Annotated in this window: 22 protein-coding genes; 5 read left to right on the top strand and 17 right to left on the bottom strand. The window is 53.5% G+C overall.

Annotated features, from left to right (window positions below):
• Positions 1-27 precede the first annotated feature (27 nt).
• The 13 genes from ACI7RC_RS02330 to miaB form a co-directional block, all read right to left on the bottom strand.
• Positions 28-432, bottom strand: a complete 405-nt coding sequence (locus ACI7RC_RS02330; RefSeq protein ID WP_408106592.1) for a MerR family transcriptional regulator — start codon at positions 430-432, stop codon at positions 28-30.
• Positions 433-536: 104 nt separating this feature from the next.
• The gene (locus ACI7RC_RS02325; protein ID WP_408106591.1) at positions 537-1811 is read right to left on the bottom strand and encodes a methionine gamma-lyase family protein; all 1275 of its coding nucleotides are present in this window, start codon (positions 1809-1811) and stop codon (positions 537-539) included.
• A 75-nt stretch (positions 1812-1886) separates the two neighbouring features.
• On the bottom strand, positions 1887-3182 hold the full coding sequence (hflX, locus tag ACI7RC_RS02320; RefSeq protein WP_408106590.1) for a GTPase HflX: 1296 nt from the start codon (positions 3180-3182) through the stop codon (positions 1887-1889).
• A gap of 74 nt (positions 3183-3256) precedes the next feature.
• Positions 3257-4213, bottom strand: coding sequence for an AAA family ATPase (locus ACI7RC_RS02315; RefSeq protein ID WP_408106589.1), 957 nt, complete (start codon positions 4211-4213; stop codon positions 3257-3259).
• A gap of 137 nt (positions 4214-4350) precedes the next feature.
• Complete coding sequence (hfq, locus tag ACI7RC_RS02310; RefSeq protein ID WP_019119216.1) at positions 4351-4590, bottom strand: RNA chaperone Hfq; 240 nt, start codon at positions 4588-4590, stop codon at positions 4351-4353.
• 29 nt (positions 4591-4619) lie between these two features.
• Positions 4620-5573: a tRNA (adenosine(37)-N6)-dimethylallyltransferase MiaA gene (gene miaA, locus ACI7RC_RS02305; RefSeq protein WP_408106588.1), complete on the bottom strand. Its 954-nt coding sequence runs from the start codon at positions 5571-5573 to the stop codon at positions 4620-4622.
• Between the two features lies 1 nt (position 5574).
• On the bottom strand, positions 5575-6360 hold the full coding sequence (locus tag ACI7RC_RS02300) for a class I SAM-dependent methyltransferase (RefSeq protein ID WP_408106587.1): 786 nt from the start codon (positions 6358-6360) through the stop codon (positions 5575-5577).
• A gap of 247 nt (positions 6361-6607) precedes the next feature.
• Complete coding sequence (gene mutL / locus ACI7RC_RS02295) at positions 6608-8692, bottom strand: DNA mismatch repair endonuclease MutL (RefSeq protein ID WP_408106586.1); 2085 nt, start codon at positions 8690-8692, stop codon at positions 6608-6610.
• Positions 8693-8708: 16 nt separating this feature from the next.
• Entirely contained in the window at positions 8709-11270 is a 2562-nt protein-coding gene (gene mutS, locus ACI7RC_RS02290) for a DNA mismatch repair protein MutS (RefSeq protein WP_408106585.1), read from the bottom strand.
• On the bottom strand, positions 11267-12619 hold the full coding sequence (locus ACI7RC_RS02285; protein WP_408106584.1) for a putative amidoligase domain-containing protein: 1353 nt from the start codon (positions 12617-12619) through the stop codon (positions 11267-11269). Before ACI7RC_RS02285 ends, mutS begins: the two co-directional genes overlap by 4 nt.
• Positions 12620-12728: 109 nt before the next feature.
• Entirely contained in the window at positions 12729-13292 is a 564-nt protein-coding gene (cotE, locus tag ACI7RC_RS02280) for an outer spore coat protein CotE (protein ID WP_408106583.1), read from the bottom strand.
• A 133-nt stretch (positions 13293-13425) separates the two neighbouring features.
• The gene (locus ACI7RC_RS02275) at positions 13426-13872 is read right to left on the bottom strand and encodes a YlbF/YmcA family competence regulator (RefSeq protein WP_408106582.1); all 447 of its coding nucleotides are present in this window, start codon (positions 13870-13872) and stop codon (positions 13426-13428) included.
• Between the two features lie 4 nt (positions 13873-13876).
• Positions 13877-15388 (bottom strand): tRNA (N6-isopentenyl adenosine(37)-C2)-methylthiotransferase MiaB, encoded by a 1512-nt coding sequence (miaB, locus tag ACI7RC_RS02270; protein ID WP_408106581.1) that lies wholly within the window; start codon positions 15386-15388, stop codon positions 13877-13879.
• 213 nt (positions 15389-15601) lie between these two features.
• Between miaB and ACI7RC_RS02265 the strand changes: the two genes are divergently transcribed.
• The 4 genes from ACI7RC_RS02265 (at position 15602) to cbpB (ending at position 19646) form a co-directional block, all read left to right on the top strand.
• Positions 15602-16849 (top strand): S-layer homology domain-containing protein, encoded by a 1248-nt coding sequence (locus ACI7RC_RS02265; RefSeq protein WP_408106580.1) that lies wholly within the window; start codon positions 15602-15604, stop codon positions 16847-16849.
• Positions 16850-17034: 185 nt separating this feature from the next.
• Positions 17035-17850 (top strand): lipoate--protein ligase family protein, encoded by an 816-nt coding sequence (locus ACI7RC_RS02260; protein WP_408106723.1) that lies wholly within the window; start codon positions 17035-17037, stop codon positions 17848-17850.
• A 29-nt stretch (positions 17851-17879) separates the two neighbouring features.
• Complete coding sequence (locus tag ACI7RC_RS02255; protein WP_408106579.1) at positions 17880-19019, top strand: acyltransferase; 1140 nt, start codon at positions 17880-17882, stop codon at positions 19017-19019.
• Between the two features lie 189 nt (positions 19020-19208).
• Positions 19209-19646, top strand: coding sequence for a cyclic-di-AMP-binding protein CbpB (cbpB, locus tag ACI7RC_RS02250; RefSeq protein ID WP_019119204.1), 438 nt, complete (start codon positions 19209-19211; stop codon positions 19644-19646).
• A gap of 85 nt (positions 19647-19731) precedes the next feature.
• On the opposite strand, the gene ACI7RC_RS02245 is transcribed toward cbpB, so the two are convergent.
• Both ACI7RC_RS02245 and mnmM read right to left on the bottom strand, forming a co-directional pair.
• Positions 19732-20865 (bottom strand): YheC/YheD family endospore coat-associated protein, encoded by a 1134-nt coding sequence (locus ACI7RC_RS02245; RefSeq protein ID WP_408106578.1) that lies wholly within the window; start codon positions 20863-20865, stop codon positions 19732-19734.
• A 105-nt stretch (positions 20866-20970) separates the two neighbouring features.
• On the bottom strand, positions 20971-21531 hold the full coding sequence (gene mnmM, locus ACI7RC_RS02240; RefSeq protein ID WP_408106577.1) for a tRNA 5-(aminomethyl)-2-thiouridylate-methyltransferase MnmM: 561 nt from the start codon (positions 21529-21531) through the stop codon (positions 20971-20973).
• A gap of 110 nt (positions 21532-21641) precedes the next feature.
• Here mnmM and ACI7RC_RS02235 point away from each other — a divergent pair, with 110 nt between their 5' ends.
• Positions 21642-22685, top strand: coding sequence for a YkvI family membrane protein (locus tag ACI7RC_RS02235; RefSeq protein WP_408106576.1), 1044 nt, complete (start codon positions 21642-21644; stop codon positions 22683-22685).
• 43 nt (positions 22686-22728) lie between these two features.
• Here the strand turns inward: ACI7RC_RS02235 and ACI7RC_RS02230 are convergent, their stop codons facing one another.
• Both ACI7RC_RS02230 and ACI7RC_RS02225 read right to left on the bottom strand, forming a co-directional pair.
• A complete protein-coding gene (locus tag ACI7RC_RS02230) occupies positions 22729-23595 on the bottom strand; it encodes a 2-oxoacid:ferredoxin oxidoreductase subunit beta (protein ID WP_408106575.1) in 867 nt (288 codons plus the stop codon).
• Entirely contained in the window at positions 23567-25345 is a 1779-nt protein-coding gene (locus ACI7RC_RS02225; RefSeq protein WP_408106574.1) for a 2-oxoacid:acceptor oxidoreductase subunit alpha, read from the bottom strand. Before ACI7RC_RS02225 ends, ACI7RC_RS02230 begins: the two co-directional genes overlap by 29 nt.
• Between the last annotated feature and the right edge of the window lie 126 nt (positions 25346-25471).

Below are 25471 nucleotides of genomic sequence, written 5' to 3'. Positions count from 1 at the left end.
ATTCTCTATCTATTTCTTCACTAAAAATCAGTGAAAAAAACGTGAAAGTTCGCCGCGGTTCAATAACGTCTCGGGAGAAAGGGAAGGATTGAACAACTGCTGCTTCAGCAATTGGCGCAGCTCCTTGTCGCTCAGTTCTTTCTTTGCCGCTTTCTCCTTTGGTGCCGACAGGACCTGCTGTGGTACAGCCGGCGGCATTTTCAGCACCTGTTTGATCCCCGCGATGTTCAAGCCCTTGTCCAGCAGCTCCTTTATTTCGAGCAGGCGATCCACATCGTTGAAGGAAAACAGACGCTGCCTGCCTTCCGTTCGGGCGGGCTGGATCAACCCATTCTGCTCATAGTAGCGAATCTGTCTGGCGGTCAGCTCTGTTAGCTTCATGACGATACCTATGGGAAAGAGAGCCATGGCGCGACGGTCCTGATCACTCATGCATTACCCTCCCCTATGCTATTCCTTGTTTTTCATTCTACATGAATGTTATCTTTCATGTCAATGCATGTCAGGAAAATTGACATCAAAATTTACACTGCTTTTCACTCGGGCAGCTTGAGCAGTCCTTTAACCAGCAGTTCATCCAGCGCTGTAAGGATTCCCACCTTTACATGGGAGTAGGTCAAGCCCCCCTGCACAAAGCCCAGATACGGCGGCCGGATCGGTCCGTCTGCCGTAAATTCAATGCTGGCGCCTTGGATAAACGTACCCGCCGCCATGATGACCGGGTCCTTGTAGCCCGGCATATCACTGGGCTGGGGCAAGACGTGGGAGTCGACGGGAGAGGCTTTCTGAATCCCCTGGCAGAAGGCGATCAACCGTTCGGCCGAACCGAATGCGACGGATTGAATCAAGTCCGTCCGCGGATCGTTCCAGAGCGGGTTCGTTCTGAAACCCAGCCGCTCCAGCAAGGCCGAAGAAAAAATCGCCCCCTTCAGCGCTTCTCCGACGACGTGCGGAGCCAAGAAGAAGCCCTGATACATCTCCAGCAGGGAGTAGAGAGACGCTCCTCCTTCCGCTCCGATGCCAGGCGCCGCCATTCGGTAGGAAGCGAGTCGGACCAGTTCCTCCCTGCCCACGATGTATCCGCCGGTCTTGACAATCCCGCCGCCGGGGTTCTTGATCAGGGAGCCTGCCATGATGTCTGCCCCTGCTTGCAGCGGTTCCCGCTCTTCGGTAAACTCGCCGTAACAGTTGTCGACGAACACGATCAGCTCGGGATTAAGCTCCTTTACAAACGAAATCATCTCTTCCAGTTTGGCGATAGGAAAGGATGGCCGATCGGCGTATCCGCGCGAACGCTGAATGCCGATCACCTTCGTCGCCGGTGTCAACGCCCTGGCGACGGCGTTAAAATCGACCTCCCCCTCCGCTGTCAGCGGGATCGCCTGATAGCCGATGCCGTACTCCTTCAGCGAGCCTTGCCCGTGTCCGCGGACGCCGATGACCTCCTCCAGGGTGTCATACGGCTTGCCGGTGATGTACATCAGTTCGTCGCCGGGGCGCAGCAGCCCAAACAGCGCGATGGCGATGGCGTGCGTGCCGGAGACAATTTGCGGCCGCACCAGCGCCGCTTCGCCGCCGAACACGTCAGCGTAGATCGCTTCCAGGGTAGCTCGTCCGACATCGTCATACCCGTAACCGGTAGACGGAGCGAAGTGAAATTCGTTTACCTGACGGTCCTGAAACGAGCGCAGCACCTTCAACTGATTGTAATCAACCAGTCTGGCAATCTCCCGGTGCCCCTGCTCGATGAGCTTTTCTACCTCTTCGACGATTGGCCTCAGTTTTTCTCCGTGTGTGAATAAATGAAACATGGCATCCTCTGTCCTTTCTTCGGTGGATGTGCAGCGCAAAAGCAAAAAGCGGCTGGCCGTCAGCCGTCCGCTTTCTCATTCATACTCTTCAACAGATCGGGGCAGGTCCACTCGAAACGATTGTATCCGACCGTATACCGGATTCTCTTGATTGATTCGCGCCTTGATCAGGTACGAGCCTTCTGATTCGGAAAATTCCTGCTCAAGCTCGATTCCTTCGCGATACAACAGCGACAAGATATCTCCCCGCTCCGCCGGCACCTGCAGCGTCATCTCCTGAAACGACTTTCGCACATAACCCTCGATGCGGGCAAGGAGCCGCCCCAGATCTTCATCCGAGAGCGCAGAGATCGTGATCGCATTCTCCATCCGGGGAATGTAGGTGTCTGGCATCACCAGATCTGCCTTGTTGAAGACGATGCACTGCGGAATGGTTTCCGCCTTCAGGTCCCGCAGCACCTTTTCCACTACTTCCAGATGGATTTCAAAGTCCGGGTGATGAGCGTCGACGACGTGCAGAATCAAATCGGCTTCCTTGACCCCCTCCAGCGTAGAGCGGAAGGCGGCTACCAGCGCCGTGGGCAAATCTTGAATAAAGCCGACCGTATCGGTTAAAAGTACGTCCATCCCGCCGGGCAGGTGCAGCTGGCGGGTAGTCGGATCAAGCGTGGCGAACAATTTATTTTCCTGCAGGGTATCAGCATTTGTCAAGCGGTTTAGCAGTGTCGATTTGCCGGCGTTGGTATAGCCTACCAGGGCGATCTGAAAGACGTTGTTCTTCTTCCGCCTTTCCCGGTGCAAGCTGCGCGTCCGCATGACGTCCGCCAGCTGCTGTTTCAGTTCGCTGATCCGCCGGCGGATGTGGCGCCGGTCGCTCTCCAGCTTGGTTTCACCCGGACCTCTGGTGCCGATGCCTCCGCCAAGCCTCGAGAGCTGCTTGCCCTGCCCGGCCAGCCGGGGCAGGAGGTAGTTGTACTGGGCCAGCTCCACCTGTATCTTCCCCTCGCTGGAATGGGCCCGCGTGGCGAAAATGTCCAGAATGAGCTGGGTGCGGTCGATTACCTTGCACGAAAATGCCGCCTCCAGGTTGCGGTTTTGGCTAGCTGAAAGCTCGTCGTTGAAGATGACGACATCTGCCTCAAGCTGACTTGCCCTGGCGGCAATCTCTTCTATTTTCCCGCTGCCCAGATACCAGGCCGGGTCGATTCGCTCGCGGTTTTGGGTAATGACCTCCAGCACCTCAACACCGGCTGTGCGGGCTAGCTCGTGCAGCTCTTCGAGCGACAAGCGGGAGCGTTCCTCATCGCGGTAATCAAGCTGGCAGCCGACCAATATCGCCGTTTCCCGCGTTTTGATCTGTTCCGTTCTCATGTATCTACATCCTTTCCATGCGCATCCAGAGGGCGTCCTTTGTACGCCTTCTAGTGTACCACAAACCTTAGCCGTCACTGCCGAAAGACAAAATCCTCGGCGGCCAGCTGCAGCAGCTCATCCCTGGTCGGGGCGTTCACGGCAAGCAGCCGAACGGCTTGCTGCCTGATCGCATCCTCGATCGCGTTGCGGATGAAACGGGCATTGCTGAAATTGCTGCAAAACGGGTCGTTCCTGCTTTTGGCGATGTGTTCCTTCAATTTCTCCTTCGCAGGCGGAGTAAGTTGGTACTGTTTATTTTTCACAATTAATTCAGAAATCTCCATCAGCTCATCGATACTGTAGTCCTCAAAGCTTAATTGGATGGGAAAGCGGGAGGGAAGTCCCGGGTTCAACTCCATAAAAGAGTCCATCTCATCGTGGTATCCGGCTAGAATGCAGATAAAGTCGTTCTGGTGGTCTTCCAGCGCCTTCGTCAGGCAGTCAATCGCCTCTTTGCCAAAATCCTTTTCTCCTCCTCGGGCAAGCGAATACGCTTCGTCGACGAAGAGAATCCCGCCCATCGCCTTCTTCACCAGTTCCCTCGTCTTTTGCGCGGTATGGCCGATAAACTCTCCTACCAGATCCGCCCGCTCCACCTCGATCAAATGGCCTTTGCTCAAAATCCCCATTTCTTTGAAAATACGTCCAAAAATCCGAGCAACCGTCGTTTTTCCCGTACCCGGATTCCCCTTGAAAATCATGTGAAACACCTGTTTTTCAACCTTCAACTCCTGCTTCGTCCTCTCCTTGTTGATCCGAAGCAGGGCGTATATATCGTACATCACCTTTTTTACCTTTTTTAATCCGATCATCTGTTCCATCTCGTCGAGAACGGCGGTCAAATTCGGACTTGCCGTGACCCTTACGGCATCTGCCAGCGTTCCCGGCGGCTTCACTCTCTGCGGACGGTTAAGCACGATCTGAATCCGGTGGGGATGCCTGTTGATCACATCCGCGGTATCTGCTGACGAGTTTGGTGACTCCTTCACAAGTATCACCTGCCTTCATGTCATACCATTAGTATACTCGTCAGGCGGGGAAAACCTGCGCGAAAATTTGCCCGGGCTTTTTGGCGCTCGGACATGAAAAAGCCCGGAATCTGCGAGAGTTCCGGCCTTATCATCTGTCACTGCTGATTGTTTTCCGCTGCCATCAGGGAGACAGGTCGCTGCGGGGTAAACGTGGAGATCGCGTGCTTGTAGACAAGCTGCTGTTTTCCGTCCGTATCGATTACGATCGTAAAGTTATCGAATGCTTTAATGTAGCCCCGCAATTGAAAGCCGTTGACCAAGTAAATGGTAACCGCGATGTTTTCCTTACGCAGATGGTTTAAAAACGTATCTTGGATGTTGATCGTCTGTTTCATGGTCAATACCCCCTAAAAGGACTTGTAAGTTATATATTCGGCAGTTGGTGAAACTTTCCTGCCAATGTTTGGCTGATTCTCTCCACTACCGATGAATATTCTTCCGAGTCGGTAACGTCGAACCATTGAATATCTGACATGCGCCGAAACCATGACAGCTGACGTTTGGCAAAGTGACGGGTACGCTGCTTGATCGCAGCCACCGCCTGTTCCAAAGGAATTTCACCATATAAATACGGAACCAGTTCTTTATAGCCAAGTCCCTGCATCGACACCGCGGCAGGATCCACGCCGCTGTCGAGGAGCTGCCTGACTTCTTCGACCAGGCCGGCCTCGATCATCAGATCGACGCGCTTGTTAATCCGTTCATACAACACGGCGCGATCCATCGTCAGCCCGATCATGACCAATTGGTAAGGGGAATGCTCCGCCCGCACCTGAAAATCCGACATGCGCTGTCCGGTGACCTGGTAAATCTCGATGGCCCGGATAACCCGTTTCTTGTCGTTGGGATGCAGCCGTTCGGCAGTGAGCGGATCGATCGCTGCCAACTGTCGGTGCAGCGCTTCCACGCCTTCCAACTCTGCAATCTTTTCAAGCCGTTGACGTAATTCAAGATCTTGCCCGGCTTCCGAAAAGTGAAAGCTGTGTGTGACTGATTCTATGTAAAGTCCGGTACCGCCGACGACAAAGGGCAATCGGCCGCGCCCGTTGATTTCCGCAATGAGCTGCCTGGCCATCGCCTGGAAGTGAACTACAGAGTATTCTTCATCCGGATCGATGATGTCGATCAAATGATGCGGAACCATCCGTCGCTCCTCAGGCGTCGCTTTCGCTGTGCCGATGTCCATCCGGCGGTAGACCTGCATGGAATCTCCCGATATGATTTCGCCGTTAAACATCTGGGCAAGCCTCAAACTGAGTGCTGTCTTGCCGACAGCAGTAGGCCCGACAATCACGACTAACTTTTCCTTCGCTTGCACGTCACTCCCCTCCAGTTACCTCTCTATAGCTGTATACAACCTGATGTTCCTTCTTCCGGTATGGCGTGAACCCAAACTGCCGAAAGTACTCGCTTGTCTTCCCCTCTTTCAACACCACACGCCTGCGGGCAACACGGAGGGCCTCTTGCATCACCTGTTTGGCAAGCGGCTCCTGATTGGCAAATGGGCGAAGCGCGGCGATTCCGCTCGAAGCGTCAACACCTGCCACAAACATCGGGTCAAAGTAGACGACGTCCCACGAACGGTCAGACTGCCGCCGAAGAAACTCGTAATGGTGGGAAGCGACTACCTCTACCCGCCTCATCGCTTGGATCAGCGCTTCCGATCCCTGACTCCAGCGGCGCAGTCCGTCCTCTACCATCAGCGCGACTGTCCGCTGTGACTCGATACCGACGACTCTGCCCGACTTGCCGACTGCATAGGCAAACACGATGGCGTCGGCCCCCAAACCAAGTGTAGCATCCAGCACGCGATCACCTGGTTTTATTTGGCAGGCAGAGAGCATAGTATCAGTATCGCCGCGCTCAAGCCGCTTTATACGGAACGCAGCCGTATTTGGATGAAAAAAGAACGGCGGTGAGCCCGGCGATTCAAGCCGTACCCCTTTTGCCGAGACGACGAGCAGCATATCTTCCCCGCTGCGCCGCCGAACTGCCGCAAGTGAATCGAAACGCCGCGGTATGAGCGGTATTCCGAACCGCTCAGCCAACGCTTTGGCGTGTTCCAGTGTCTCTTCACTGGGTTCCAACCCCGTTGTCAGGATCAAGTTGCATCACCCGTTTCAATAATAGCATGTTATCGATAGGAACTAATAGATATATGTGAATTTAGTGCCTAAGCAGTAGATTCCCATTCACGTAAATTTATATCTTTTCCTTCTATGTGTTGTCAAATGTGGAATCGAATCTAATGAAGATTGGGGCAATTAGCCGGCTCCTAGCTTTTTTGGTTCCAAGCCGGGCCGCAGCAAAAGAAGCCCTCCCCCGGTTTCAGAGCCGGCAGGAGGGCAGTATTTACATCACCCGCTTAAACATTTTTTCCAGTTCATAGGTAGAAAAGTGGATGATGATCGGTCTGCCATGCGGGCAGGTAAAGGGGCTTTTGGTCTTCCGCAGGCGCTCGAGCAGCGCCTCCATCTCCGCATGGGTCAGAAAGCTGTTGGCTTTAATCGAAGCCTTGCACGACATCATGATCGCCGCCTTTTCCCGCATTTCCCTGATGTCGATGCGGGCCTGCTCACCCGCCTCCAAAACGAACTGGATCAACTCGTCGATCACTTCCAATTCGCTGCCTTGCGGAAACCAGGAAGGGTGAGCCCTGACGATGAACGTCCGGATTCCGAACCACTCCGCCTCCAGACCGAGGGACTGAAGCAGTTCCAGCCGTTTCAACAGGCGGGCTTCTTCCGCCGCCGTACATTCTACGGTGTGGGGAAACAAGAGCAGCTGGCTGGACGCGCTCTCCTCTCGCAGCTTCTCCATAAAAAATTCGTAGTAGATCCGCTCCTGTGCCGCATGCTGGTCGATCAGGTACATCCCGGTCTCATTTTGCGCGACAATATAGGTCCCGTGTACCTGTCCGACCGGGTAAAGCATCGGGATCGCAGCCGCCGCCACAGAGGCTTCCTCTGCAGACGTGTTCCCCTGGCCCGCAGAGGATTCCGAATCGAATGCCGCTTCTGCTTCAGCCGCAGGAGCTGCCGGATCGAATGCCGCTTCAGCTTCAGCCGTAGAAGCTGCTGTATCGAACGCCGCTTCAACTGCTGCCGCAGGAGCTGCCAATTCGAAATCCATCCTAGCCGCAGCCGCGGGAGCTGCTTGTACAGATGATTCTGCCTCTGCAGCGGGCTCGGTTTCGCGGAACGCGGTTTTTACCCGCTGTTCCGCAGTGGGCTGCTCCGACAACACGCTCTCCTTCACCAGGAACCTTTCGCGAACCTCCGCCTCCGGCGGAAGCCTGCGGGACTGGCCGAATACAGAACCGTCTGCTTTGTCCAGCTTGACCGCAGGCCTGGTATACCCTGCCGGGTTTAGGTCAAACTGAGGCTGGAACAGGGACTCGCCTCGTTCCCGCCCCCTGCGCTCCGCCTGAAGCGGCTGCACGATTCGCAGGCCCTGGCGGAGTGCCGTCTTCACGGCCTGTTCGATGGCCTCGCACAGCTCCTGCTCTTTGCTAAACCGCGCTTCCAGCTTTGCGGGATGCACATTGACATCGACGAGGGTCGGATCCATCTCCAATTGCAGAGCCACAATCGGAAACCTTCCGATTGGCAAAAGCGTGTGGTAGCCGCGCATAATCGCATTGGTCAGCGGATAACTGCGGATGTAGCGCCCGTTGACCAGAGTGGAGATATAGGAACGGTTGGCCCTCGTCACTTCCGTCTTGGCAAGAAACCCGCTCCAGCGATAATCGAGCGTCTCCCCGCTAAATGGGAGGAGCAGCTTGGCCACCTGGACGCCGTAGATCGCCGCCATGACATGCAGCAGTTTGCCGTCTCCGGAAGTTTGCAGCAGCACTTTTCCATTGTGGGTAAGCGTAAAGGCGATCCCGGGGTAAGCCAGCGCCAGGCGATTCACAAAATCGGAGATATGTCCGATCTCCGTGGAGATCGACTTCATATACTTCAGCCTTGCCGGCGTATTAAAAAACAGATCGCGAATGACGATTTGGGTTCCCTGCACGGCGGCAACGTCCGTGACGCCTTGTACCTTGCCGCCTTCGACCACGATCTGTGTTCCCACTTTCCCGCTTGCATCTGTACTAGTCAGCTCGACGCGGGCGACGGAGGCGATACTCGGCAGCGCCTCGCCGCGAAACCCCAGCGTACGAATCTGAAACAGGTCGCGCGTCGTGCGGATCTTGCTGGTCGCGTGCCGCTCGAATGCGAGCAGACAGTCGCTGCGCTCCATCCCGTGTCCGTCATCGACGATGCGGATGGAACCCAGCCCGCCTTCCTCGACGTGGATTTCGATTCGCTTCGCCGATGCGTCGATGGCGTTTTCGACCAGCTCTTTGACCACGGAGGCAGGGCGCTCCACCACTTCTCCCGCAGCGATCATGTTGCTCAGCTGATCGTCCATCACCTGGATGATTCCCATCTCCTCCGCCTCCTTCTCACGTTCCAGTCAATGTTTGCTTCCACTCTGACAGCAGCAGCATCGCCTGCAGCGGCGTCAGGTGGTTAATGTCGATCGAGCGCAGCTGGTCAAGCACTTCTGCCGTTTGCGGATCGATGGCAGGCTCCGGCTTTTCTTCTGCCGCCGCGGCAAACAGCATGTCGAACGTCATCTGCTCCGGTGCGGCCGCAACTTGCTTCGCCTCCAGCTCATGGAGGATCTGCCGGGCCCGGGAAATGACGGAACGAGGCATCTCGGCAAGCTCCGCTACGTGGATGCCGTAGCTTTTGTCAGCGCGTCCCTCGGCAATTTTGTGCAAGAACAGCAGCTTTCCGTCTCTTTCCTCACATCTGGCATTGACGTTGACCACGCGCGGCAGGCTTTCCGCCAACTGGGTCAGCTCGTGGTAGTGCGTGGAAAACAGCGTCTTGGCGCCAATCCGGTCGTGGATGTGCTCAATCACTGCTTGGGCCAGCGCCATGCCGTCATAGGTGGAGGTGCCTCGGCCGATCTCGTCCAGCAGGATTAAACTGCGGGACGTCGCCTTCACTAGTGCCTGCTTCGTCTCCAGCATCTCCACCATAAACGTGCTGTGGCCGCCGACCAGGTCGTCAGCCGCGCCGATGCGGGTAAAGATCTGGTCGACCAGCGAGAGGCTGGCTTCTTTGGCCGGGACAAAACAGCCGATCTGCGCCATGATCGCCATCAGGGCGATCTGCCGCATGTACGTGCTTTTCCCCGCCATGTTGGGCCCGGTTATCAGCAGTACCTGCCGCTGCTCCTGGTCGAGGGCGACGTCGTTGGCTACGTACTTTTCCTTGGACAAAACGGCTTCCACGACCGGATGCCGTCCTTCTCGAACGACAAATTCGCCGCTTGTGACGATCTGCGGCCGAACGTAGCCGCGTTCATAGCTTACCGTGGCGAAGGACTGCAGCACGTCTACTGCGGCCACTTTTTCGGCGAGCGACTGCAATCTGGCGACATGCTGCGCCAGTTCGCTGCGGACCTGGACGAACAGTTGGTACTCCAATTCCACCATCTTTTCTTCCGCTTCGAGGATGAGCGCTTCCCGCTCTTTTAACTCCGGCGTGATAAACCGCTCCGCATTGGCCAGTGTCTGTTTTCTCTCATAGCGCCCCTCGGGAACGTGGGACAGGTTGGCGCGGGAGATTTCGATGTAATAGCCAAACACCTTGTTAAACCCTACTTTCAGGGAGCGGATGCCGGTCGCTTCCCGTTCAGCTTGTTCCAGCTGGGCGATCCAGTCCTTCCCTTCCCTGCTGGCCAGCTGCAGCTTGTCCAGGTAAGCGTCATACCCCGGGCGGATCAGTCCGCCCTCGCGTACAGAGAGCGGCGGATCCTCGACCAATGCCTGCCGCAGCAGGCTGACGAGGTCGTCACATGCGTCCATGCCATCGGCCAGCTCCGAGAGCACCGGCAAACCGCTGTCGGCGAGCCTCACTTTCAGTTCGGGAATGTGTTCCAGTGAAACGCGCAGCTGAACCAGATCCCTGGCGTTCGCATTCCCGTACGCAATCCGCCCGGTCAGCCGCTCGATGTCATACACCTCGTGAAGCGCGGCGCGGATATCGGACGCCAGCAGCAAGTCTTCGTACAGATGATGGACGGCATCCAAGCGCCGTTCGATCTCCGCGCGATCCAGCAGCGGCCGCTCAATCCAGCGCCGCAGCTGACGGCCGCCCATCGCTGTTTCGGTCCGGTCGAGCAGCCAGAGCAGCGATCCCTTTTTGCTCTTGTCGCGAATCGTCTCCGTCAACTCCAGATTGCGCCGGGAAAAAGCGTCCAACTGCAAAAACTGTGCGGTTTCATACACTTCCAGCTGGCGCAAGTGGGAAAGTCCCCGCTTTTGCGTCGTGCCGATATACTGCAGCAGCGCGCTAATGGCCAGCTTTTGGGACTCACCCAGCCCGGCTGCCTGTTCGCCGTACTGGCTGTCGGCGAGGCCGGAATCAATCTGGTCCGGCGCCAGCTTCATGAACGGCAGGTGCAACACACCTTCCGCGATCTCTTCTCCGCACAGCACAAGCTCCTTGGGCTGGTACCGCAGCGCCTCTTCCCAGACTGCATCTGCGCGCGGAGTGGTGACGTACATCTCGCCCGTACTCATATCACAGGCGGCGATGCTTGCCCGGCCGCCGCTTGCGCCGATGGAGACGATGTAGTTGTTTTCCTTGTCGGTTAGCCACTGACCTTCCATCATCGTCCCGGGCGTGATCACTCGCGTCACTTCGCGGCGGACAACACCCTTGGCCGCCTTCGGATCTTCCACTTGCTCGCAGACGGCCACTTTATACCCTTTTTTTAACAGCTCAGCTATGTATGTATCTGCGGAATGGTGGGGAACCCCGCACATCGGGATTCGCTCCTCCCCCCCGCCTTCGCGGCCAGTCAGTGTAATTTCCAGCTCGCGGGACGCTTTTACCGCGTCTTCAAAAAACAACTCGTAAAAATCTCCAAGGCGAAAAAATAAAAAAGTATCGGGATACTCTTGCTTGATCGCCAGATACTGCTGAATCATCGGCGTATATTGTGTCATTGGTACACGACTCCTAGCTTTCCAATCTCGCCCCTTATTATAGCATGGTTATTTTGGGATGTAGAGGGTAAGAGTCCCCAGGCCGGGCGAAAATCCTGCCCGGCTGGCCAACTTTTCCCGGACGTAAGAAAGCGGAAAAACGGTTCCAGCACCTGTTCATAGTGCCGATACATCGGCAGGAAGGTCATTTCTTTCAGCAAATCACGAACAATTGGGCGCAAAAAAGCGGTATCCGCTTTGTAATAAGCCATTTGAACACCGAGATCTGTCGAAGGCATCCTGGACAATAGCCATTGCTGTTCCGCAACCAGCTTCGCCATAGTGAGCACTCCCCTGGCAATCTGAGGCGTGACCAGCCAGCTCGGCAGCGTCCGGTATTCAAATCCGCCATACGGCTGTTTTCGCACATCTCCTAAAAATCCGTATTTCGGCCGGCGCTCCCGGCTTCCTGAATCCTCCACCAAACTAAGCGGCAAGCTGAGGTAACTATCCAGCTTTCTCGCTAAATGAAAAGTCGGGAGAACGCCGCTGAAATGGATGTGTCCGCCGATCGGAAAACCTTGAAACGGCATGCCGCCGGCAATCCACTCCCACGATTCGTCTATTTTGCTTCGGGCAATTTGCATGGCCCGAAAGAGATGGCGGAGCAGCAGATCTGGCTCGTCAGCGGGCTCGGGGCGCAGCTCGACCAGCGGAAAGCGATTTTCCAGGCGATTTTCTGTCCGAGCGAAATCGCATCCCGCGATGCCGTGTTTTCCCAAAAAGGCAGACGCGATCCCCATTTCACCCGTCTTGCTGCGCAGGGCAAATTCGGGGTCGGCCCCAAGCGTTACACCCGTCTGCTTCTGCTGTTCATCGCCGACTTGTTGCAGGAAATTCCGCAGCGCTTCGGCATACACTAATGATAGCGGCTCCCCTCGCTCCATTCCGGGAGCTACATCCATGACCCGGATGCGAGTCGGCGACAAGGCAGCGATGAGGACGGAGCCGTAATCCAGCCCTACAGCATACAAGCTGCGAATCGCACAGGCGATGACCCGCTTGATCTCTGCACCCTCCCGCTTCTGCGCGGGGAGAAAAGCAAGCTCTTCCGGGTTGACCACCTGCCCCATAAGCCACACACCCTGGGATTCGGCCATGCCCAACCCCAGAACGCGTTGCTGAAACAGGTGAACCAGGTAACTGCGCTGGGGCCTGCTGCCAGCTTCACCTACCTGTCCGCGCTGCCGGAGCAAGAGCGTCGGTATTCCGTGCAGCTTGAGCACGGACATCATCCTGCGATAGTCGCGGCACAGTTCAAGCGCCGGCACGGGGTTAAGCAAAATCGACATTGTATTTGCTGTTGTCATCCTGTGTCTCCCCTCCGCCTACATCTTATGCAAGAACCCAGCAAGCGGTGAGGGTCGCATTTTCTGCTCGCAAGCAAGCAAAAAAGAGAGGAGTGTGGTTCTCCTCTCTTTAGTCGAGATCGTCAAACAGGGCATCGGCCGATTCAAAATCGTCATAATCCTCGCTGCTATCGCTAAAATCATCGATGACAAAGTCTTTATCATCACAACCGCCGGAGCAGACGACGACACACATCTTCGTTTCGCCGATGACTTCCACCGCGTACTCCATTTCGATACGGATGGTGACCGTACCCCCGCCGGAAATCTCGGCCTTGACGCATTTCGGCTGCTCAACAGCCCGGGCGATGATCTCCAGATCGCCGCGGCAGTTCGTATCGTAGTAGGAAAGCGGCACTGTTTCATGATAGGAAACAGTTTCTTTCTTTACTTCCGTCTGCGTGTTGTCAGCGAACGAATACCACAAGTTGACGTCACAAGTACCGGTAATTTCAATAGCATCTCCGACTTTTTCCGCTTGGAAACTGTTGTTAATCAGCCAGCATCCCAAAATTGTCGAAGGTGTATGAGACGGCAAAATGGTCTGTGTCGTAGTGGAGTATTTCTGGCCTTTGCCACATACGGCTTTTGCGATGAGTTCCCGGCACTGCAGGTCTTTATCTATACCCGACATTTCGTTACCTCCTCCATACAACGTTTCTGTACATTTGTATGCAGGTCATTCGTCTAGGGTGCAAGAAAAGCTTATGCCGAGTTTTGAAAAGCCCATTTTGCGACGATGGCCGTTGCCGAAGGCTACAAGCCCGTCAGCAGCCGCAGCAGCTGTCCGAGTCCTTGCGCTCCGGCCCTCCCCCTGTCTGTCCGGTCAACGGATTGCCGCCGGTGTCCAGGATAATCCGCTCAGACACTGTGTTTGTGATGACGTTTGTCACCATCTGCAGCAAATCGTTCACATCGATTTGCGATTGCTTAAACTCGGCGACGATCGGGATACTGTCCAATTCGTCATGCAGTTGGTTGTACTCCGCCTCTACCTTCTTGGCCAGCTCCTGATTGTTCATCGACTCAAACATCACGAGTTCCTTCTGTTTCCGCTTGAGCTGGCTGATCAACTCCTGCACCCGCTCATTATGCTTGATCTGCTGCTCCGCCCGCTTGTAGAAGTCAACTTCCTTCGACCGGGAAATCATCGCAGCCAATTCACGCGCCCTCGCTAAGATATCTTTATCCGTAATCACTTGGTTTTGTTCCATCATCCTACACTCCTACCTTGGTTACGATTTCACCGTGCAGCGTCCACGTCTTCGCTTCCGTGATACGCACGTGCACAAACTGGCCTATCATGGATTTGTCGCCTGTAAAGTGGACGAGCTTGCCTGTGCGGGTACGGCCGGACAGGACATCGGGGTTCGTTTTGCTTTCCCCTTCGACGAGCAGTTCCACTACTTCGCCTTGCAGGGCGAGATTTTTTTCCAGACTGATGCGATTTTGCAGATCCATCAAGCGCTGCAGGCGTTGTTTTTTCACTTCAGGCGGAACGTTGTCCTCCATGACCGCCGCAGGCGTCCCTTCGCGAGGGGAATAGATAAACGTATAGGCAGAGTCATAGCCTACTTCTTCCACCAGGGAGAGCGTCTCTTCGAACTGTTCGTCCGTCTCACCTGGGAACCCGACGATGATGTCTGTCGTCAAAGCAGCATGCGGAATGGCGGCTTTAATCTTTCGCACCAGCTCAAGATAATGCTCCCTGCTGTACTTCCGGGCCATTTTTTTCAGGACCTCTGTGCTGCCTGACTGCACCGGCAGGTGAATCTGCTCTACCAGATTGCCGCCTTTGGCCAGCACTTCGATCAGATGGTCGTCAAAGTCGCGCGGGTGGCTGGTGGTAAAGCGGATCCGCGGGATGTCGATCTTATGCAGATCGTCGAGCAAATCGCCAAAGCCGTAGGTGATGTCCTCAAAATCCTTGCCGTAGGCGTTGACGTTTTGCCCGAGCAGCATAATCTCTTTAAAGCCCTGCCGCGCCAATTCCCGCACTTCGGCGATGACGTCATCCGGACGGCGGCTCCGCTCTTTCCCGCGTGTATACGGCACGATGCAGTAGGTGCAGAATTTGTCACAGCCGTACATGATATTGACCCACGCCTTGATGCTGCCCTCGCGAAGCTTTGGCATATTCTCGATGATGTCTCCCTCTTTGGACCACACCTCGACGACCATTTCCTTGCTGAACATCGCGTCCCGCAGCAAATGCGGCAAACGGTGGATGTTATGCGTCCCAAAAATGAGATCCACGTGCTGGTAGCTCTTCAGGATCTTGTTTACGACGCTCTCCTCCTGGGACATGCATCCGCAGACACCGAGAATCAGGTTGGGGTTGTTGTGCTTCATCCGTTTCATGTGGCCCAATTCGCCAAACACCTTATCCTCGGCGTTCTCGCGAATGGCACAGGTGTTGAACAGAACGATGTCAGCCTCTGCCTCATCGTTGGCAGGAGCATATCCCATCTGTTCCAAAATGCCGGAGATCGTCTCGCTGTCGTGCTCGTTCATCTGGCATCCGTACGTACGGACCAGGTAACGCTTGCCCTTTCCGATCCCTTCCATATCCTCTGGAATCGAGAAGTTGTAGTGGACGGCAATCTCTTCCTTGCCGCGTTTCTTCGCCTCTTTTAAGGAAGGAGGCTGAAAATAGATCGAGTAATCTTTCTTGCTATTCGACTTTTGGGCGGATTTTAAGTCCGGTGTCGAACTCCCCGATGTTGTCATGATCTATCACCTCAAAATGATTGTTAATGGGTTCACATCAAGACATTATACCACAATTACCAGCTGGACACCTAGAAGCAGCATTAGCAGCGGCTGAAATTGGAATATTGTGTTGGGTAAATTTTACCATAGTCTATTTTTTCTGGGACTTGCAACTTTCCCTCGTCCGACGACGTCTAAAGGAGCAAATCAACCACATTCAAGGAGGGAACCATGCGTAAACTAGCGTTATTTTTTCTCGCCGGCTTGTTGCTGTTTGCCATGATGCCGCTTGCGCAGGCACAGGCTGCAACAACATTCAAAGACGTGCCGCGCAACCATTGGGCATATGAAGCCATCTCTGCCATGGCCGAAAAAGGGATTATCCAGGGGTACACCGATGGCACCTTCCGCCCCAACAATAAAATCACCCGTGCGGAATTTGCCAAAATCATGATCGCAGCAGCAGATATCGAGATCAAAAAGTCCAGTTCAGTCAAACAGACATTTAAAGATGTGGACCGCAACCACTGGGCCTTTTACTATGTGGAGCTGGCAAAAAATTATTTGACCGGCTACAAATCAGGTACGACTTACCTGTACAAACCTGATGAATACGCTGTCCGGGAAGACATCGCCGTCGCCCTCGTCCGGTTGATGGGGTACGATCAGAGCAAGAAAGCGGACCTGTCGATTTTATCGCGCTTCCGCGACTATTCCAAGATATCGCCGAACCTGCAGCCGTTCATCGCCATCGCCGTCCAAACCGACTTGATCAAGGGCTTTGATGACAGGACATTCCGGCCTCAGGATCCGATTACCCGAGCAGAAGCGGCATCCCTGTTGTACCGTGCCGGGTTGGATGAGACAAAGGTCGTCTTCCCGCCGGACGATTCAACAAAACCAAAACCGGAAGATCCGAAAAAACCGATCTCGATCAGCGATTCCTTTTCCAACAAGAACCTCGACAATTGGCTGACAAAGGAAGCAACCGGAAACTGGGGAGTGGTTGGCGGCCGGGCAACAGCCGTATCCAATGAATCCAAGCTGTACCACTACTTCTTGCCTTTAAAATGGAACGAATCGGCCAAACCCGAAAATTATGAAATACAGGTAGACGTTATTGCAGACGGGACAGAAGGTTTAGGCGGACTCTTCTTCAACGGCAAGGACGGCGAGGCAGACGTGGTGACGATCGGCAAAAAGGCAATCACCGTCTCACACGTCAAGGATGCAAAGAACAAGAATACGACTACGTTGGCAACCGTCGCCTACAAACTGCAAACCACCAATAAACTGAAAATCTCAGTTAAAAAGAACAGTTACTCGATATACGTCAATGATTCATTTGTCTTCGGCCAACAGGATTATTCGATTGATGGAACATCACTCGGCCTTTATCTGCACAAGGACGCCACCAAAGATGTACCAGACAAAATGACCTATTTCGATAACTTCCAATTTAAGGAAGTTACGAAATAAGCAAATACGCAAAAGCCGCTTCTTTTCGGAAGCGGCTTTCCTGTTTTTCTTGGTTATGAAAAATTCACAACTAGAAAAAATATAAGGGTACGTGTATAATAATATCCGACTTTTGCCGGTCAAGCTGGCAATTCGGAAGGAGTATTACCTTGTCTGACCTTCGCGTTTCGCAACCTTTTCGCTGGATGGACTCTGGTATCCATACGGCGAACCCAATCGATCCGCTCGCGTTCGATGAAGCCTTGGCCAACAGCCTCGGCAAACCGGGTGCGCTGCCCATTATTCACTTATGGATATACGATCGCGCGCTCTACCTTGGCCGCCGCGATGCCAGGCTGCCCTATTTGTCACAGGGGCTGAAATTTGCTGCCGAACGCGGATTTGGCTGTGTGCTGCGCTCCTCTGGTGGAGCGTGTGTCCCGCTTGATGCCGGCGTGTTGAATGTGGCGATTCTCTTGCCCGATACACGCATTTCCATCGACGACTTCTTTCGCCTCTCGGCAGCGATCATCAGCACAGGGCTTGAGAGTTACGGCCCGGTTGAAATCGGGGAAGTGGCTGGTTCCTACTGTGCCGGCGACTACGACTTCGCAATCAGCGGAAAGAAGCTGGGCGGTATGGCACAGCGTCGCACCCGTCACGGCTCCATCCTTCAGCTGTGCATAAATGTAGAAGGAAGCGGGCTTGAACGCGGAGAGCTGATGGACAATTTCTACAGGGAAGCCGGACTGGCCGAGATGCTTCAGAACAAACCGATTCCCTGGATTGACCCGGCGACGATCGGCAGTCTATCGGAGTTGACCGGCCGATCTGTGACGCTTTCAGAAGCAAAAGAACACCTGTTAGCTGCTTGTGAGAAATTCTGGGCAGTTGAAAAAGTTCCGTTTTCTCTGCCCGTTGCAGACTTTTCAGAAGCACGCACACATCTGACTGAACGCCTTGGTCTTTACGGATACTCGAGCGAGGAATTAAAACAGGCCGACTCACTGTCAAACAGCTGAAATATCCATCTCAGAAGGGGGGAGGATCCATGGAACAGAACCGCAGAGGCTCTTTTACAGATGTAAATGGACTATTTGTCTTCGGTGCCTTCACGGTTTTGGTTATTCACATCCTCGGTTTTTTCATTGCAGCGAGCCAGGACTTTCCGGGAAATTACGATGCACAGGCCCTCTCCATCATTTTGTTGCGGTTTGGCCGTTCTCTCTTTATTTTTGGCACGGGTTTGCTGATGTTCTACTGGTACGCCAACCGGGAAGTGGATTGGCGCAAATTTTGGCGGAAGCGTTGGATCAATGTACTGGTTCCGTACCTGATTTGGACAGGAATCTACACCTGTGTCCGCTTTCAGACCTTGCAGCCGGAGATTGTCGTTCCCGAATTTTTGAAGAGCGTACTGACAGGGAGCGCATTTTACCATTTGTACTATATCCCTTTGTACCTGCAGTTGAACATTTTGTTCATGCTTTTCAAGCGGTTGATCGAACAAAGGCTGCGCTTTGTTCACGTGCTGATCGTCTTCGCCGTTCAGGCAGTCCTGTACGCCTGTTACCGGTACGTATTTGTCACGCCGGGCGTACCTATTGACTGGAATGCATCCGCTTTGATGTCTTTTCTGCAGCAGATCTACAGCTACGGTCAAAATTACGCGTTTATGTACCTCTTTTACTTTCTTCTTGGCTGTTATGCCGGGCTGAACATCGACAAGTGGCGGATATGGGTACACCGCTTCCGATACGTTGCTTTGCTGCTGTTCATTGGACTTACGGCCGTTATTGCCGGGAGTTACCTGACAAGCTATATCAGCTATGAGGAAGGACTCAACATCTTCAGTCCGCTCTACCTGATCTATACGACCAGTTTTATCCTGGCATCCTACCCCTTTCTGGCACACCTTGGGAAGCTGCCTGTCATCAGCGGATGGCTCGCCAAGCTGGCCAAGTACAATATGGCGCTGTATTTAGTCCACCCGATGATTCTGTTTTTGCTGGAGAGTTACGTCATCTACCGCCTGCCTTGGTCGACGCCGGTGTTGGTCGCAGCCATGTTTTTGGTTACCGTCCCGGCCAGCATCTTCCTGTTTCAGCACACCTCCATCGCATTTTGGCTCCAGCGGAAACAAAAGCGGGACAAGCGGCAAACGTCAACAGTGCGTTCCTATCAAACCTGAATGCATCCTCGTCCTGACGGGACTTTCATACCTTGATCCGTCGCCTGGCGTCAGCCGGGCATACTTTTGTCTCGCCATTTGAAAGCCCTTTCAATTCAGGCTGTTTTTAGGGCTCTTACCCTTTACAAACCTACGCATACAACGTATGATGAAGCGGGAGCTAATTTGGTTGCAAAGGAAGTGAAAGTTGTGAATCATCCACAATTCAGCCGGTTGCTTGAACATGAAATTAGTGAACTCATGATTCCAGCATCAAAAGTAGCTCATGTACAGCTGGGAAATTCTCTGGAACACGCCCTTTTGGTGTTGATTAAATCCGGCTACTCTGCTGTACCGGTGCTCGATCTCGATTACAAAATCCACGGACAAATTAGTACAACCCTGATTATGGAATCCATACTTGGCATTGAGCGAATTGAATATGAAACGCTGCATGAACATAAAGTTGAGGAAGTGATGAACCCTAAAATCCCGCGAATCAGACAGCAGGAAAATTTTATGCGGGCGCTTGAGCTTTCCATTAACCATCCGTACGTTTGCATTGAAGACGATCAAGGCGTCTTCCTCGGCATCCTCACCCGGCGGGCGATCCTGGCGATCCTGTACCGGTACTTCCGGGAGAGTTAATCAACTGGCAGAACTGGCCGAAATCTTCGAACCGTTCAAAACGGCAGGGGCATTGCTCCCCTGCCGTTTTTGCCTAACCTGCCTGTCATGTTTCCCCTTCCCACAGTGAAGGGCTTACGTCATCCTCCAATGAATCCACATGCAAAAGCGGCTGTGAGAGCAGCCTGCCCTCTAACAAGCTTTTCCCGTACTCTAAAGGGGTTTGGTACGTCTTTCTGAACATACCCAACTCACCTGCTTTAAAGAAAGAATAACGCTGATCCCGTACGTTTACCTCAATCATGTAAGGTTTTCCTTGGGAGTCAATGCCCATGTCAATACCAATATCGGCGAGTGACGGGTTCTTCAATTCAAGCTGTTTGGCGATGAGAATGCCAACTCTGGCGATATCGAGCTTGATCTTCCTGACTTCTGCCTCAGAAAACATGGAAAGCAGGACCGTGTCGAGCTTTTCAGCACTTCCTCCCTGCGCCAGGTTGCTGAGTTTATTATATCGGTTTGCCAGCTTGGCTACCATTCCCGAAACGGACCACAAGCGCTTCCCATTTTTCTGTATCGATACCCGAATGTCAAACGTTCTATCCTTGTAATGCGCCAATTTTATCCCTTGCTGGATAAGAAATCTGCGGTTGCCCACCCATTTTCTCGCCTGCTGGCGCAAACCGCTGCGGAGGAACGGTTTCTGCTGAATGGATGAAGACGTCCAAAGATATACAGAGCCGCTCCGTTCTATCCGAACGACTCCTTGGCCGACCGAACCAATGACCGGTTTCAGGTAGACAACCTGGTACTGGCCGAGAAGATCCATGAGTCCATCCCATGTGTATGATCTGGAGATTGGAAGATGGGGGCGCAAGGCGGAATTGCTGAATAACAGTCTGTGAACACTTAACTTGTTCCGGACGATGAGGCCGTTATACACCCGCCCGATCGTCCCTAGCTTGCGGATCATTTGCTTCGTAAGTGGGTTTCCTTCCAAAACGCGGTTATGCATCACTCTTGGAATTTTAACCCTTTTGCTAACCAACCTACCTCTTACGAGGACAAGTCCTCTTACTTCCCTGGTTTTCAAGTTGACCTGGCGGGGATGATAAAAAATAGGCTCAAGTCCTAATTTTTCGCCTAACAGCTTATAGTAGCTAAGCCGTTCGTACGTCTGCTTTCCCGCCAAAGCCAGCTTCAGCACCTTCCAATCGAGCATAACACCGATGTTTTTCACATTGATTCCCCTCTTGCACCAAAGATAGAAGGAATATTGCCTGCTTGTTACAAGGTATGTTGCATGCATAGCAAAAGAGTGCCTATTTTTTGGCCGAAATGAAGGCTACGCCTCCCGACTTTCGATCGCCAGCAGGAAGGGGGCTTGGTTTTGCTGGTTTACATATTGGTATCGCAGGACGAGGAACTTGGTTTGATCCAGCGTCCGGCAGTAGTTTTCCACGGCTTCTTTTTCTCCTTTTCCGGCCTCATGCCCCCAATAGACGACGACGGTCATGATGCCGCCGGAACGGAGTGCCTCCAAGCCGGCTCCGATGGCCCGGATGGTGCTCTTTGCTTCCGTTGTCACGCTCTTGTCTCCCCCTGGGAGATATCCGAGATTAAACATGACGGCCCCTACCTTCACTTCAACCTCGCTGATCTGTTCATGACTTTCCCTGTGAAGCTGGACACGCGCCAGTACCCCTTCACGCTCCAGCCGCAGCCTCGTCTTTTCGACTGCCTCTTGCTGGATGTCATAAGCGATAACCAGGCCCTCATCACCGACAAGTTGGGCGAGAAACAAGGTATCGTTGCCGTTGCCCATCGTCGCATCAATGACGGTCTCGCCCGGACTGACCCGCTCGCGGATCAACTGTCTGGCTACCTCCAGTACATTTGGAAACATCTTCTTCTCTCCTTTCTGGGTTTCATCTGCTCAATCTGGGTAAAACGCATGATTGGTGATGCCTGGTCATAAGATGGGAGTAATAAGGGACAAGAGGCAGGAGGCCAAACATGCCAAGCACATGGAAACAAGGCTTGCAAATTGCTTTTACCTACATCGGAACAGTGGTCGGCGCCGGCTTTGCATCAGGACGGGAGATTATCGAGTTTTTCGTGCAATACGGCACGCAGGGACTGATCGGCATCTTTCTGGCATCCTTGCTCTTTGCCTGGAGCGGTGTGCAGGTGATGTTGATCGCCCACCGTCTGCAGGCTAACTCCTATCATCAGATCAGCACGTATCTGTTCGGAAGGGCGCTCGGCACCCTCTTCAACATCATCCTGATCGCCGTCATGCTCGGAACGACCTCCGTTTTGCTGGCGGCCAGCGGTGCCGTCTTCGTCGAAACCTTCCAGGTTTCCGCACAGATTGGCATTTGGTTTAGCATGGCCTGCATTTTCCTGGTTGCTGCCAATGGATTAAAAGGCATCCACTCGGTTAACAGCCTGTTCGTCCCCACCCTTATCTTGTTTACACTGTTTGTCTTTCTCTACAACCAGCCATGGCGATTATCCGAAGGAGATTCCGTCATCCTCGAGGTGATCAAACCGTGGATCTGGTTAAAATCTCCCTTGTATTATGTAGCGCTCAACGTTTGCCTCACCCAAGCCGTACTCGTCCCAATCGGCAAGGAAAGCAAAAGCGAGCGCCCCTTGATTATCGGCGGGGTGCTCGGCGGGCTCGGCATCGGCCTTTTGCTTTTTTTGTCCTACTGTTCCATGCAAGTGCACCTGCCCAACGTTCTGCTGGCGGAAATGCCCAATATCTACATGCTGTCCGGTGTGGGAAAAGGCATCTCCATTGCCTTCGCCCTGCTCGTATACGCCGAGGTATTCTCTTCCTTGGTCGCCAACGTCTTCGGACTTGCCCAGCAAATGAACCGATGGGTCACCGTCTCCCCTTCGCTCGTTCTGCTCGGCATTCTGGGGATCAGTTACCTGATCAGTTTTGTTGGATTTTCCAGTCTGCTCACTTTATTGTACCCGCTTTTCGGGCAAGTTGTCGTCTTCTTTTTGCTGATGCTCGCCGTTCGCCAGTGGAGGTACAGGTATTAAGAAAAAACGCCCCCGCAGTACGGAGGCGTCGGGAAGCTGAGAGTTAAGCGAACTCAGCCATCAATTTATCGAACTCTTCAGCAGACAAGCGAATATCTTGGTTTGCCAATCCTTGCTCTTTAAAGCCGGGAACAAGCGCGTCATACGACGGCTGCTCTGTATCTTGATAAATCAGGCCGGTAAGCATGCCTTTATTCGCCATGGAATAAGACATCGCCTTGATCCGGTCGTGCGAATCGTACCCTTCGATGCTCTCAACCGGTACGATGTTTTCCTTGAACCAGTCATACGTGTTGATCTTGTTGTAGGTGACACACGGGCTGAAGACGTTGATCAGGGAGAACCCTTTGTGTTTGATCCCTCTTTCGATCAGGTCAGTCAAACCTTTCAGGTCGCTGGAGAAAGATTGGGCAACGAAGGTTGCTCCTGCCGACAGCGCCAATTCAATCGGTGAAACAGCCGATTCGATCGAACCCGCAGGCGTCGACTTAGTGACAAACCCGGACGCAGAGCGCGGAGAGGTTTGACCTTTGGTCAAGCCGTAGATTTGGTTGTCCATTACGATATAAGTAATATCCATGTTGCGGCGAATCGCATGGATTGTATGCCCCATCCCGATGGCAAAGCCGTCACCGTCACCGCCTGCAGCGATTACAGTCAGTTCGCGGTTGGCCATTTTCAAGCCTTGTGCAATCGGCAGTGCACGTCCGTGTACGCCGTGGAACCCGTAGCAGTTCACGTAACCAGAGATACGGCCAGAACAACCGATCCCGGATACAACCGCCAACTGTTCCGGTTCAAGACCTACGTTTGCAGCAGCACGCTGAATCGAAGCTTGTACGGTAAAGTCGCCACAGCCTGGGCACCAGTTTGGCTTAACATTATTGCGAAACTCTTTGAACGTCGCCATGTTTGATCAGCCCCTTAATTCCATTATAAACATCTGACGGCAAGAACGGATTTCCGTCGTATTTCAATACAGATTTAATCTTGTCAGCGTTGCCCACGTGCAGCTTCAGCAAATTCGCGATTTGCGCTGTTGCGTTATGTTCCACGACGATGACCTGTTTTGCACTTTCCACCAAAGGCTTGATAACCTCTGTCGGGAACGGATGCAGCAGGCGAATTTGGCCGTGGTTGACCGAAATGCCCTCTGCCTCAAGCCGCTCTTTTGCTTCCTCGATCGTGCCGCCTGTAGAGTTGATGCCCAGTACAAGCACGTCTGGATTTTGGTGCGGAGCATTCATCACGACAGGGTTCGGGAATTTCTTGACAAGGTTGTCAAGTTTGCCCAAACGCTTGTTCATTTGGTCAACGTGGTTCTTCGTACCTTCGTTCGGTCGTCCGATTTCGCTGTGCTCAACACCGGTTACGTGGTGCAAACCGTACTTCTGACCAGGGATCGGACGCGGAGAGATTCCGTCTTCCGTCAACTCATAGCGTTTGAACTGTTCGTCCGGACCCATTTCCGGAAGCTCCTGGCCTGCCAAGAGTTTGCCGCGGCGGATCTCAACCCGGCTGAAATCAAGCGGCTCTACGCTTTGCTTGCCGAGCGAAAGGGCAATGTCCGTCACCATAATGACAGGCACCTGATACTCTTCCGCGATGTTAAAGGCCTCAACCGTATCGTAGAAGCACTCTTCGACAGTGGAAGGAGCCATGACGACTTTCGGAATTTCCCCGTGGGTTCCGTGGATCATCGCATTGATGTCGGATTGCTCGATCTTGGTCGGCAAACCGGTGGACGGACCGCCCCGCTGCGTATCGACGATGACAACAGGGGTCTCCGTCATACCAGCAAGACCGATCGCTTCCATCATCAGGGACAGACCAGGCCCTGCAGAGGCTGTCAGCGTACGAATACCGCCGTAGGCAGCGCCGATTGCCATCGTGATAGCGGCAAGCTCATCCTCCGTCTGAATGACGGTACCGCCAAATTTCGGCAATTTTTTAATCAAGTATTCCATAATCTCGGAAGCCGGGGTGATCGGATAGGCCGGCATGAACCGTACACCAGCAGCGACACATCCCAGGCCGATGGCATCGTTACCGATCATGAACAGGCGCTTTTTGCCGTCGGCTTTATCCAACCGGAATTCCGGCAATTGCCCGCCGGTCAAGCCAGCGACGAATTCCGCACCGCGGGAAATGGCTTCCATGTTCTTTTCAACCACTTTTTCCCCTTTGCGCAGGAACATATCCTCCACAATATTACGGAAGTTTTCTACCGGCATTCCCAATATCGCACTAGTCGCCCCGATCGATACCATGTTTTTCATCAGAGACGTACCAAGTTCATCAGCAATTTGTGTCAACGGCACTACGAACAGACGTACAGGTTTAAGCCCCTCCGGAAGAGTCGGATTAAACTTGGCGTCTGCGATGATGATGCCGCCTTCACGAAGTTCGTGTGCATTCAGGTCGATCGTCTCTTGGTCGAACGCTACCAGAATGTCGAGAACATCGGATACAGCCCGCATCGGCTTTGTACTGACGCGGATTTTGTTGTTGGTATGCCCCCCCTTGATCCGGGAAGAGAAGTGACGATAGCCATACAGGTAATAACCCATACGGTTCATTGCTGTGGAGAAGATTTCACCAGTACTTTCGATACCTTCCCCTTGCTGTCCTCCAACTTTCCATGAAAGTTGACTAATCATGTAATTCCACTCCTTTAGCGACTGTGAAAGGCGTCCATTCTGCTGCATGCACCTTAAAGGGAAACAACAAAATGTGTATGAGCTTTACCAATTGTAGTCCTAGCTATTCAAAATTGCAAGTGCTTT

Origin of the sequence: Brevibacillus sp. B_LB10_24 (genome assembly GCF_046036945.1) — a bacterium.
Lineage (GTDB): Bacteria > Bacillota > Bacilli > Brevibacillales > Brevibacillaceae > Brevibacillus_C.
This window is presented reverse-complemented; position numbering and strand designations above follow the sequence as displayed.